Source organism: Priestia sp. 10L35, from assembly GCF_056395685.1.
Genome location: NZ_JBFTKA010000027.1, coordinates 1 through 12,509, shown reverse-complemented (window position 1 = coordinate 12,509; position 12,509 = coordinate 1). Strand labels below are relative to the sequence as shown.

The 12,509-nt window shown below is 33.5% G+C and carries 12 protein-coding genes; 2 read left to right on the top strand and 10 right to left on the bottom strand.

Annotated elements, in window-relative coordinates; genetic code table 11:
• Window positions 1-435: 435 nt before the first annotated feature.
• The 6 genes from AC1DEF_RS28630 to AC1DEF_RS28605 form a co-directional block, all read right to left on the bottom strand.
• Entirely contained in the window at window positions 436-957 is a 522-nt protein-coding gene (locus AC1DEF_RS28630; protein ID WP_477727710.1) for a hypothetical protein, read from the bottom strand.
• A 12-nt stretch (window positions 958-969) separates the two neighbouring features.
• Complete coding sequence (locus AC1DEF_RS28625) at window positions 970-1,974, bottom strand: DUF3231 family protein (protein WP_477727709.1); 1,005 nt, start codon at window positions 1,972-1,974, stop codon at window positions 970-972.
• Window positions 1,975-2,633: 659 nt separating this feature from the next.
• Window positions 2,634-3,050: an NAD(+)--rifampin ADP-ribosyltransferase gene (gene arr, locus AC1DEF_RS28620; RefSeq protein ID WP_055992376.1), complete on the bottom strand. Its 417-nt coding sequence runs from the start codon at window positions 3,048-3,050 to the stop codon at window positions 2,634-2,636.
• 177 nt (window positions 3,051-3,227) lie between these two features.
• Window positions 3,228-3,767 (bottom strand): DUF3967 domain-containing protein, encoded by a 540-nt coding sequence (locus AC1DEF_RS28615; protein WP_477727708.1) that lies wholly within the window; start codon window positions 3,765-3,767, stop codon window positions 3,228-3,230.
• Between the two features lie 590 nt (window positions 3,768-4,357).
• On the bottom strand, window positions 4,358-4,936 hold the full coding sequence (locus AC1DEF_RS28610; RefSeq protein WP_097824819.1) for a MarR family transcriptional regulator: 579 nt from the start codon (window positions 4,934-4,936) through the stop codon (window positions 4,358-4,360).
• A 234-nt stretch (window positions 4,937-5,170) separates the two neighbouring features.
• Complete coding sequence (locus tag AC1DEF_RS28605; protein ID WP_097824829.1) at window positions 5,171-5,680, bottom strand: helix-turn-helix domain-containing protein; 510 nt, start codon at window positions 5,678-5,680, stop codon at window positions 5,171-5,173.
• Window positions 5,681-6,028: 348 nt separating this feature from the next.
• Between AC1DEF_RS28605 and AC1DEF_RS28600 the strand changes: the two genes are divergently transcribed.
• Window positions 6,029-6,571, top strand: coding sequence for a hypothetical protein (locus AC1DEF_RS28600; RefSeq protein ID WP_097824820.1), 543 nt, complete (start codon window positions 6,029-6,031; stop codon window positions 6,569-6,571).
• Window positions 6,572-7,088: 517 nt separating this feature from the next.
• Here AC1DEF_RS28600 and AC1DEF_RS28595 read toward each other — a convergent pair.
• The gene (locus tag AC1DEF_RS28595) at window positions 7,089-7,277 is read right to left on the bottom strand and encodes a hypothetical protein (RefSeq protein WP_034656363.1); all 189 of its coding nucleotides are present in this window, start codon (window positions 7,275-7,277) and stop codon (window positions 7,089-7,091) included.
• Window positions 7,278-7,596: 319 nt separating this feature from the next.
• Here AC1DEF_RS28595 and AC1DEF_RS28590 point away from each other — a divergent pair, with 319 nt between their 5' ends.
• Window positions 7,597-7,932 (top strand): SPW repeat protein, encoded by a 336-nt coding sequence (locus AC1DEF_RS28590; RefSeq protein ID WP_214988874.1) that lies wholly within the window; start codon window positions 7,597-7,599, stop codon window positions 7,930-7,932.
• Between the two features lie 279 nt (window positions 7,933-8,211).
• On the opposite strand, the gene yjcZ is transcribed toward AC1DEF_RS28590, so the two are convergent.
• The 3 genes from yjcZ to mobV all read right to left on the bottom strand — a co-directional run bounded on the left by yjcZ (window position 8,212) and on the right by mobV (window position 12,437).
• Window positions 8,212-8,370 carry a sporulation protein YjcZ gene (gene yjcZ, locus AC1DEF_RS28585; RefSeq protein ID WP_057237973.1) on the bottom strand — a complete coding sequence of 53 codons (159 nt, stop codon included), beginning with the start codon at window positions 8,368-8,370 and terminating at the stop codon, window positions 8,212-8,214.
• Window positions 8,371-10,104: 1,734 nt separating this feature from the next.
• Entirely contained in the window at window positions 10,105-10,272 is a 168-nt protein-coding gene (locus AC1DEF_RS28580; RefSeq protein ID WP_061860488.1) for an aspartyl-phosphate phosphatase Spo0E family protein, read from the bottom strand.
• A gap of 746 nt (window positions 10,273-11,018) precedes the next feature.
• Window positions 11,019-12,437: a MobV family relaxase gene (gene mobV / locus AC1DEF_RS28575; RefSeq protein WP_098502261.1), complete on the bottom strand. Its 1,419-nt coding sequence runs from the start codon at window positions 12,435-12,437 to the stop codon at window positions 11,019-11,021.
• Between the last annotated feature and the right edge of the window lie 72 nt (window positions 12,438-12,509).

Genomic DNA, 12,509 nt, shown 5'->3' with positions numbered 1-12,509 from the left:
CGTTGGTTGTGTTTCTGGATCCCCAATATTGCGTCTTTGTGGAACTTTTGCATGCGGATAATCCCATATTTGGCCATCCCTCAATCCCCCATTTCGACCACTTTACTTGGGTCTAGCATACCACAACTTTAGATTTGGTGTAACGCACTACACCAATTTTTTATCTTCGATCAAATTGGGAGCGCGCTCTACGAGGTGGCGGTCGGATTCCTCCCTGTGTTTGGCTCCGCCAAAATAAAAAAAGACATCCTTAACGGATGCCCTTTTTTATTAAGACCGTGGACTCTGTCCACCACCTGCCAAAGGGAAGCCCCTTTGGAATGGCTTCTACAAACACCCCCAACCCCCTCAATCTTTGAGGGGGCTCCCTGGCCGGTTGGCGTCAAACAAACGTGGTTGTTTGAGTGCCAAGAGGGTTTGGGTCTGGTGAATCTATCAACTCCTTAAATTCTCGACCTGACGGTCTTGCGATTTACCGTTGACAGATGCGGTATGTGGCTTTTTTCTTTCTATGTACTCCTTGATAAACTGAAATAAATACAAAAGAATTTCTCTACACAACAAAACTAACAAATACTGCCCTTTGCTCAACTTCACTAATGAAACAATCTTTAGCTTCTTTAAAAATGATAGCAATAGATAAACAAAAGACATGTGTAGTACAAGGTTATACGTAATGTACGATCGTAAATTTCCGTAAGAAAGCTTCAATATCCAAAGGGTAGAAGGAAAGAACAATCCCCATGCCCATGTATCTTCCCCACTAATTTTAGGATGAATACTCTGAGCAAAGCGCCACCACTTTCTTTTTTTAGCAACTTTATTTACTAACTTTGTAACGATGCCAATGAATATGGCAGCAGGAAGATATCTCTTAAAATCTCGACGTCCTATAAAAAGAAGACTAGACCAGGAAAGGAGAACCATCACGATTAAAACTAATTTAGATTTTTTCATAAACGCATCTCCTTAATTATTAGATAGTTCCTTTCGATCATTTGCTTCTGGTGGCTTTTCTATCCATCCTCTTTCAATCATAATATTTCCCCAGCTGGTAGTAAGTTTTAGATCTCTTAGAATCGACGCCTCACAATGTCCTACTACATCAATTCTCATACTGACAGACATAGTAACCGAATAATATATCATAGCTAAATTAAACATAAATCCAGCATGAAATAGCATTAGTTTATCTGAAAAAGGTGCAATTTTAGAATTTGTAACTTCTCTGTCTAATAACGGTGGGGTATGGAGACCTCCTTCATGTAACAGTGAAGAAAAAAGACTTATATGCTTATTAACTAAATTTAAACCATCATCCATAAACTTACGTATTTTTTTATCTTTAGTTACTTGCTGAAATCCAAGGAGAATGCCTTTTGCTGAAATACTCTTCTTTAAATCAGTATATATATTTCCTGCCTCCATCGAATTTAAAGGTCTTTTCTTCCCCAATATATCCATTGCATATCCTAATTCTGTTATGTACTCAACACCTTGAGGTATTGAAAAATAAGGATCTCTTTCATAAAGACCCTTAGATAAGAGGATATCAATTGATCTGTTATAAACATCCATCGCGTCCATATTACATTGATAATAAAGATCCCTAATATCTTTCCGAATAGAACTACTGAATGACATACTATGTCCTGATAATCCATGGATCGTCATAGTATGTATGTAATGTAACCAAAGTACATCCGTGAATAAAGGTGGGGCTTCCAAATTTACATCTTTATCTGTAAAGCCCTTGGGTAAAGGGAATTTCTCAGCATTTAAAATCTTTTTTAATACTTTGAGATGTTTTTGAGATAGTTCTAAGCAAAATTCAAAAAGAGAACGAACTTCAGGATCTTTAGCAGTTGCTAATACATATTTACTGATGCAAATTGCCATCGTTTCCCTCATATATTGAACCCACAGACTTGTAATTTCTGAAGAGGTTAATCTATTATCATTTTTCTTATTCAAATTACTTACCTCCATAGCATATAAACTATATCGTTTAGTTTGCCCTGGAAGTATTTATTTATGAAAATGAGCGTATCGGCTGCCGCTTCGCACCCAATACGCTCATTTGAAGATACCCCATAGTAGCTCGGCCGCTTTAAAAAATAAAAAGCAAGAGGATACCCTTTTGCTTTTTAAATATACATTATTCATTTACACATCGTAGGTTCGTCAATCAATAGAATAGGCTGTTCAACTTTGGCATTTGTCATTTGTTCCTGAACAAAGATCCATATAGCAAGGTTGATCACGACAGCCATCAGTAGAAAACTTCTATTTTTACTAATAAAGGTTTCCTCCTTTAAGTCATGGTCACAATGAAGACCGCCCATTATGTATAAGTCTATAAGGCGGCTTTCATTGTATGTATGCTATATGTTTACTCTAAGAATCAGGACATTATCTCTCTCATAATCCTTTGTTTTTCACCACAGTTACCTCTGTTACAGTGGAAACTAGTCCCACAAAAGGGCGGCCATATAAAAATTCAGTGCCTGGGCAAATCGGAATGATCTGAAATCATCTCGGTTTACCCAGACACTTTTTTAAATTCTGCTTATAATGATAAATTAGTTAAGTCTTTAATTTGGCATTTAACTAGAGTTTTAATAATGTGAGAATCAATCGTATATTACATTTTTTCCTTCTTCAGTTAACTTTTTTAAAGATGTAAGCATATGATTTATTTCTTCATCGGAATGCCTTTCCCATGAACCTAATTCAGCTACTATTTTCAAAGGAGATTTAGATCTATAAGAACGTGTTGGGTTTCCCGGAAATTTTTTATCAGTTAAATTCGGGTCGTTTTCAAAATCACCTAATGGTTCTACAATATAAATTCTCTCTTTTGAATTAGATCTTGCTAATTCGGCGCCCCATTTAGCAGCGTTTAATGTTCCAGTAAAATAGATATGGTTAGATTTTTTATCCTGATAATTAGATAAATACAACGGTTCAAGCAGGTCTCCAATCTTTAGCTCTGCTTTAGTACCATGAAAAAACGGACCAGGATCTAAGACATTTTTCTTCTCATTCATATAGCCACATCCTTTATACTTTTTGACTTGCGTATAACAGTATAAGGCCGGACATGAGTGGAAAAACAGTCTATAAATAATTTTCAATTAGGGTTATAATTAAAGTAGAGATTAAGATGTTATCGGAAACAACTCATTTAAATAAAAAAAGACTGCCAGCTAGCTGGCAGTCTTTTTTTATTTCCAAAATTCCCACCACTTCTTTTTCTTTTCTTCACTGGCAGCAATAAGTTTTTGAGTTTCTTGAATTCCTTTAACAGCATCTAAAAGTTCATGATCTCTATTCTCTAATTTCTTCGAAATATACTCATCTCTTTGCTGGATCTGTTTCAGTAGTTCTTGGTTAAATTTCATTTGTTCTTCTTTAAAATCTTCAAATTGTTTTAGTAACTGCTCATACTGTTGTGTCCCCTGATATGTCACTAATTCCTCTGTGTCACGGTCTGACACATCGTCTTCGCCAACCGTTGATATCACTGCATTTATAGCCTGATCCAGTGACATATCAGGGGACTTTATCAACTCTCTAATCTTACGTAAAACAATTACATCCTTATCAAAGAAACCTCTGTGGCCCAACTCATTTTTATGGATATGGTACCCTGCTTTTTCAAGCAGCTGAGAATACTTACGAACAGTAGTGTTCTGTATCGCTAAAAGGGTAGCGACTTCCCTTGCTGTATAAACCTTTTGCTGCTTCTTTGTGTCACCTGACATATCGCACAACCTCCTGCTATGTCCTATGATATGTCATTCGATATATAAAAGAAAAGTCCCTTTTAAAAGATGATTAAGAGTTATATTTTAGAATCACGTGGCCGCCTTTGTTTTGGGGTGTGAGGCTGGCTGTGAAAATAGTGTAAATACATTATGAAAAAGAGCAGAATTTTAGACAGTTGCTCTGGCGGTTCGGCAGGTATAATGGCCGTCGTAAGCCGAGCATCTTAAACTTCGTTTTGGGTATGTTCGGCTTGGCGATATAACCACGCCTGCCGAAATTTAAAATACAAGGAGAAAAGAGTGGAGATTTTTTAAGTGGTTTTCTAAAAAAATACTACTCGAACCTTGTATTTTAAATAGCCATTTAAGTTTTATATTTTTAACGAAAAAAGTATAAAAAGACCCTTGCAATTCTATCAGCGAATTGCTATTTAATATAGAGTGAGAAGAGATAACTTTTTAAAAGTATCTCGAACACTTGATACTAAAGGATTTATGTCTAATTTCGTAGTAATGATTTTTCATTACTTTGGTAATGAAAAATCATTACTACGAAAACAATAAAAAAAGAACCTATAATAAGGTTCTTAAAATAATTTAACAGGTAGACTTTTTAATTCTTTAGGTGTTTTTCTAAACATAGCCTTTAATGTTCCATTTACGTTGTCTTTGTCTCCAGAAAACATGATATGAGGATTAATAAACAAAGCATATGCTCTGACATTATTATCTTCTACTCCGCTTTCTGATCTTGCTAAAATACCTTTATCTATTAACCCTTTTATAATGGGATTTATATTTTGTTTCTTTTTTCCTAATATCTCTGCAAGGTCACTTTGAGTAACAGGAAGTGAATTAACCTGTCTAGAATCATTAACTATACAGTTAGAAGAAAATTCAACATTAGGAACTAGATCCATTAAAAAGTTTTTCTCAGCAGTGGTTAAGTATTTTATATCTCTTAAATATAAAATATTTTCTTGAATCAACTGTACAAACCTCACTTTATTCTTAATTTTTCTTTCTGGAACCAATTTCATTCCCTTTGAATTAGCTTTGGCTTGAAGTTCGTTCGCATAATTTAATTCTTCTTCAGTTAGAACTTTACCGTTTTCAATTTCTCGTAATCTAGCTTTTTTTTCGGCTTCTTGTAATGCTTTCTGCATTTTTAAATTCCTCCATTTAGTAGTGGAAGGAACTAACCTTATTGTGTTAGAATACATTTATAAAGTTATGTAGTTGAAGGTTAATTCCTTCTTAATATTTTTAGAAAAAGTCCTCCGAGTCGGCGAAAACTTGAGGGCTTTTTCTTATGTCTAATTTTCTACCAAATCCTACATTTTTGCAAACCTTATTTGTCAAATAACAAAGAAAACTCACCTTAAATGTAGGTGAGTTTCTTAGTCTAACAAGCCTTTCTCTTTAAAGACTTTTCTCAGAGCTTCATTCACCAATTCAGATTTATAGCTCTTCGGAACTTGATCAATAATACTTAAAACATCATCATCAAAATAGAATCCTCTATATACTCTTTTAGAGCGATCCTTCGAATTCTGCAGCAAGATATCAATTGCATCTACTTTGCTAGTAGTTGTACTAGCTTTTGAAGAACTAGCACTAGTGCTTTCACTTTCATTTAAATAGCTAATACTAGCTGCTACTTGGCTATTAGCTAGCTTTTGTTCTGCTGGCATTTTACTGTTTTTAGAAATAAGGGTACTGAAATCAACATCTACAGGTTCTGATTCTTCTCCAACATAGCGATAAATACTTTCCTTACTGTCCCATTCATAACCTAATTTCTTAATCTTTGATTGAATGGTACGAGTACTTACATCATATCGATCAGCTAATTCTTTAATAGTGATTTCTTTCATCATAATTCCATTTAACATCTTTTTTACCAGCATCATACTAGCCCCCATTTTCGTTTTAAGAGTATAGTACTAGTATTCAAATGCAACATGATATTTCCTGCTATTACTTCTCTAAGAAACGAAAACATAAAAAAGATAGAAGGTATACTTTCATTAATGTATACGTTCTATCTTTTATATATATCTATTTTCTTACAAAATAAGGTAGATATTTCTATAAAAATCTGATAATATAATCTAGGTTAAGACAAATATCTACATATTTACCATTATAATACTAAATTTCGATTTTAAAAGATTGTTTTGATTTCTTTAATTTAATTTATGGTTTATATCTTGATACTGTCTGTTACTAATTAAAAGATGAAAGGTTGAGTTTTTATGGTTAATAGTAAAATTAAAAAAGCATTAGTTGGGTCTTTAATGTCAGCTGTTACTTTTACAGTTTTAATTACACCGAATCAAGCTAGTGCAGCTGAAAAACCTATTCTTCATCAAGACAAAACTTCTGTGAACACGCAAACAAATGACATACATGCATCATTTGTCAACGACTACCGTAACGTAAAAAAGAATGTAAAAAAATCTACAAGTTGGTCTAGTTACAAAAGAGTTTCAGATAATATAGCTACTGGATCTAAAGGCGGTAGTATTTCTGCAACTAAAAGTGTAACTTTCAATCCTAGTGTAAAAGGTAACATATCCGGTTTGGACATTAATGTAGGCGGTTCTATAAGTAGCACGGTAGGTTATACATTAAATGCCGGTGCTAATAAAAGAGTTTATATGGCTTACAGAGTAAAGTATAATGTTGAAACTGGAGTAAATCATAGAGTGGACATTGTAACAGGTAAAACGGTTTCTAAATCAAACTATACTGTGAAAAAACCTATGTACGGAGAATATAAACTTATAAACTATTAATTTAATAGTACATATAAAATAAAAAGATTAGGTTGATTATAATCAACCTAATCTTTTTTATTTAAAAGAAAATATCCAAATTTAGATAATAAGTACAAAATAAAGATAAAGATTAAAGTTCTAGATATTAAATAGCCGTCAATAGCTAATTCATACCCTTTAGGTATTAAAACTTTTGAGTTAATGAATAAATAAACTGGTACTATAAATGTTAAAAGTATTAGGACATAAGCTAAAATAGATTTGTTTTGCATGAACATTCCGCCTTATAGTTTATAAATAATTTAATGAATAACAACCCAATAATGGAAATATAAAGATAATATAATTATAAATGGAAAATATTTAATACTTAATATCAAAACAAAAAAAAAGATATCTGTCAACTTCAATTCCTAATTCATAAAAACTAAAGAGGAATTATATGTACTAGATTCAAGATCTCTATAATACTTGATTAGATCCAGTTAACATAAAACACGTTATAAGAATCCATAAAAAAAAGAAGATCCTATTCTTAATCTTCTCTTTTTCTATATTTCAGTTGTTCCTCTTTATAAATAAAATTCATTATTAAACAAAATACTGCTACAAGCCAACCAATAAGAGGGGAATAAATAAAAACATTTGTTAATAACAATCCTCCACAAATAGAGATCACCGACAACATTAATAAAAAAACGTTAATATCTTCATTTTTATTCATATAAAACACCTCTCTAATTAATCAACTAAGTGAAAAAATAAAAGCTTTCCATCTCTTAATAAATGTTTCCAAAGCAAAAAAGGACATTTCTTTTATGCCCTGATCCCTTGTATCAGCCCCACCTACGCTAAATACTATGACAGCCACTCATGCCATCCAACCTATCTTCATTATAAATGAAAGCGATTACAAAGTAAAGGTGTTGTTTAAATATTCTGTTTATTTAATTGTTATATATTGAGTTAATCTCTATAGTTTCTAAACATATAATCTAACAATGGAATCTTTAAAGATTCCTAAACTTAGAGGAGGTGTAATTATGAAATTAAGGGGTAATTTAAATGCATTAATTGGTGTCTGGTTTATTATCGCACCTTGGGCTATCGGTTATTCAGATCAATCAGGAGCTTTATGGTCAAGTATAATTTTTGGAATTATTCAAGTTATTGTATCTTTATGGGGCTATGACAAACCCGGCTGGAATTCATGGCAAAACTGGATCTCCGCGATTACTGGTGTCTGGTTTATAATTTTCCCATTTATCTACTCATTAACAAATGGAGAGGTTTGGTCAAGCGTAATTCTTGGTTTAATCACGGTTATATTTAGTTTATGGAACTTAGGGTCTAATTCGGACTCAAAGGCTGTAGGTTAAAAATAAAACGTATAGGAATCCACTATTTGAACAAACTACTCAGGACGCTCTGCAACGTCAACTAACTATTGATTACCATTCAGGAAAGAGAAAAAATTACTGATCACACACCAGTAGTTTTTTCTTTTTTTAGACTGTATATTCTATACACCTATAGTTAGCATAATGTGTTTTTTCGACAATTTCTATGTATATACAATAAGAATAAATAAAAAGCTAGCATGAAGCTAACTTTTTAAAATAGTAAATAATAATTAAAATAAAAATGATTTTTAATTATTAGCAACCGCCACCAAAGCCTCCGCCAAAACAAGAAGCGCCAATAATGATTAATAAAATGAATAGTACAATGATTAAGGCAAAGCCTCCACCACAGCCGCCTCCGCCATAGCCGTAACCGCCGCCATAACCACAGCCACCGTAACCTCCAAAGCCCATATTTCCACCCCCTACATGCTTAATACTTTTAAGATATGTATAAAAAGTGAAAATGCTCGCCCATACTCTGCACTGATAGAAATAACAAGATTTTTGTAGATATATATAAACCCTTTAGATTACTTTACATAGAATGAATGAACCATCCAATTGAATCCCAGTAAATAAGTTACCCTCCCTAACGGATTTGTAGTTGTTAAAAAACAGAAAAATCCCCTGCCGCCTGGGGGTTTTTCTGTTTTTTTAGATTTATATCATATATATATTTAGTTAACATGATGGATTTTATTGGAATTCATTATCTGAAAAGGTTTTGAATATTATTAGAGAAGGCTCTAGGAATGCCACTTCGATAAAGCCATCTCTCTTTTAAAAGAAAAAACAATCTGTCTTCCAATACAGATTGTTTTTTCTTTTTTTACTTTGTAAATTATGAAGGTGAAAAATAAAGTTAAAAGGATTCGAAGTGTGAGACCAAAATTATTCGAAATACATCATATGCCTTTATTTTCGTTTATGTAACTTGCCTATTAGGAATAAAATTTTATACCTTGAGCAAATTACTCAAGACGCCGTGAAACATCTACGGCTTTTCTTATTCAAAATTTGCATCAAGATCCCCTCACAAAACTAATACGCACTACTTAACTATAAACTAGCCTTTAAGGCTATAAGAGCAGGCTTAAGTCTGCTTTTGATACATTTATGTGAATGATTTATATCCTAATTGAACACACTATTGAAAAGATGGAGAGATGTTCATTCTCAATTCTTCATTGTGTACTATGAATAGTCCAAAAGAAAACCCTACTGTCATTTATGTTTAGTAGGGTTTTCTATTTTCTATATATAAGTTCTAACTATCTTGAACAAACTATAATTCAGAGGTCAATATATGGTTTCAAAAACAACTGAAGCATGGTCAGTTGTTTTTCTGTTTTTACGCTGTATATGGTAGACATGTTTAGTTAACATAAGGTCAATCAAGTATAGAATCTCTTCAATAGGGAAGACTGCTAAAGTTCTTTAAATCATATACAATACCTGTTGTATATAAATAAGCTTTATTTCTTGTTGCAGTTGCAGACTTCCTAACAAGTCTGTTTCTTTTTATTTAATAATTATAAAAATGAATAATAAATAACATCTTGAGCAAACTACTCATGATGTTACAAAACATCGTCCTAACAACAAATGTGTGTAGAGAAAACTACCTTGGTTAAAGGTAGCTTTTTCTCTTTTTAGGCTGTATATCCTATTCATCTCTAGTTAACATAATCACTCTTTCCGGAACACAACCCAAAAAAGAACCCTTCTCGCATAAGGGTTCTAGTCAGGCTACGATTTCTGCTTTATGCAGCTTTTTATACATCGTTGATATAACGGAGTTCTCTTTACAGGTAGTTGAAGAGATGATGCATAAAAAGCGCACCTTTTATACATATGCAAAGCCGTTCAAATAGTTGATTTTGTATACAAATATGATATATTAAAAGTCAGACTATTTTTTACAAATTTCAACGTAACCCTATTTTTGAGGAACCTCACGTCCACTGGCGAGGTTCCTCTTTTATTTTGTATATGTAGCAACACATTCAAATTAGTGTTTAATTACAGAACATGGTAATCTACTTATGTTTCATACTTCGGATACGTATGAACAAACCCTTACAAAAAAAGCAACCTCGTTCATTGGCCAATGCCGAGGTTGCTTTTTTGTTATTTTCAATAGCTCTATTTAATCTTTTCTAATTCATTTAACATCTCATCAATAAATTGACTAATCTCTACCGTGTTACTACTTGTAAAACCCTCTTTGAATGCCGTTTCTACCAACGATTTTCTCTCTTTTTCAATCTCCACTGTTAAAGCTTCTTTTAAAATCACTTTATGAGACTCCAATATTCCCCTCACCCATTTGCTTTTAATAGCAAAACGAATACAAGGTTGATCATTCTAAAAGCGATCAACCTTGTATTCATTTTATCTTTTTATTTTCATACAAGTATTTTACAGTATACAAATGTCCTTATACAACGGAATTTTATCTTTCAATCTCTTATTACTTATCTTGAAATTAAAACTTGTCATACAAATTTTAATTTTTTATCTTCACAATCAAAAAAGTTTGTGATATACTTCACATATAAAGATATCCATGACGAACCAGAACACTCTTAAATGTAATATAGAAAAAGCTATTTCACTCCGATGCCAATACGATTGAAATAGCTTTTTTTATGTCCTTATTTCCCCTTTTAAACCCTCATTATGAGCCTTCTATTACTTATCTAGTACTTTTTCAATCCCATTTAGGAAAAATATAGTTTTTATGGAAAAAAGGTGATATTATTAATTTGCAGTTACTATCCGTTATTTGTTATACGTGTGAACCCTGTGAAAAAGCTACCTTATTTCTATGTAAAGCAAACGCTCATAGAGACAAGGTAGCTTTTTTTATGCTCATAAACACTCTCAAAAAAGGAGGAGTAATCTTATGTTGACTAGAGACGAACTTTTCTTATTCAACAGAGAGTTATTATTTTTACTAAAACAACATTCGACCTGTACTGATTCTAATTTAAAAGAGACACTGATGACTCAAATTGTTCTTATACTTACTGTTCTTAGCTAGATTATTTGTATTATTATCTTTCAATTTCTTGATCTTGCCTTTTGTTACGTTTTTGAATCCCACCGACATGTTGAAAGAACGAAACCTGTTTTATCCTTTCAACATGCTTATCAATCCAATTCAACGCTCTTTCCTTCCAGGCTTTTAATGTCTTATTCTCTTTTCGTAATTCATTAACCTCGTGATTCACTTTATCAAGCTCTTCTTTTGGTACATAATTCTCTATATAATCTATGTTCATTTTTGTTAAGCTATCATTCACTTTATTTGCCTGTACAAGCTCTTTTTTCGTTTTCTCATGTTTCTGCTTCTCAATCGTTAAATCGTCGCTCAGAGAGCTTATATGAGCTTCATATTGCTTATCTAGTTCTCTCTTAACCTCGTTTTTCACATTTTCTTTTTGTTCAGCTGAAAAATCACGGACAAGCTTCTGACGCATTTGTTTTTTAGCTTTCTCCACTTGGCCGTCTTGATCTCCCACATATAGCTCTAATTCTTGCCTTGTTTCACTTAAATCGTGCTTCAATGTCTTATTTTCTTTCTCATAGCGATCTACCTCGTGACTCAATGCATGGGTACGCTCATGCTCGGCCGCCAATGTTTGCTGCAGCTCTTTTGTGAGACTCATAAGCTCATGGAAATCTGCTTCTTCCACTTTCACTTTGGAACCCATGACACTCTTGGCCGCCTCTACTTCAACAGGTTGGCTACATAACTCTTCAATACGTCTCACGCTACGTATCTCAACGGGTGGTGCTGTTTTTAGCTCCAACAAATTGTCCATACCTTGAAGCTCTTTTTCCTTGTGAGCCACTAGTTGTTGCAAATGCTTTAGCTCTTTTTCACGTTCTTGTTTCTTAAACTCATGCACACTCTTATGCTGCAGCTCGCTCGGCTCGCCACGCTCAATGTCATACCCACGCTTGTTCATGTAGTTGTGAAAGTCATCCTGAATTCTACGAATCTTCGTTTTCCCATGGAAGTACTCTTTCGCCGCCAAGCGCCGATCATCGGTGATGGGCACAAACCCCACGTGCATATGTGGGGTTGCTTCATCGTTATGTACCACGGCATATAAAATGTTCTGCTGGCCATACTTGCCGGCAATATGATCCAGTGATGCTTCAAAGTATTTACGCTGCTCGTCTGGCGACATCGCATGCATATACTCAGGGCTGGCCGACACAAAGAATTCTGCCACGAGAACCGCATCATTCCGAATTTTTCGTTTCACACGGGTGGCCGTCATCTTCTTAATTTCTTCATGGTACTTAATTTTGTCTTCGTTCACAAAGTCATAGTTAAGCATCGTTCTGGTTGAATCGATGTCTTTGTTTTTACTGTTCTCGCCTTCTCGTTGGTTGTGTTTCTGGATCCCCAATATTGCGTCTTTGTGGAACTTTTGCATGCGGATAATCCCATATTTGGCCATCCCTCAATCCCCCATTTCGACCACTTTACTTGGGTCTAGCATACCACAACTTTAGATTTGGTGTAACGCACT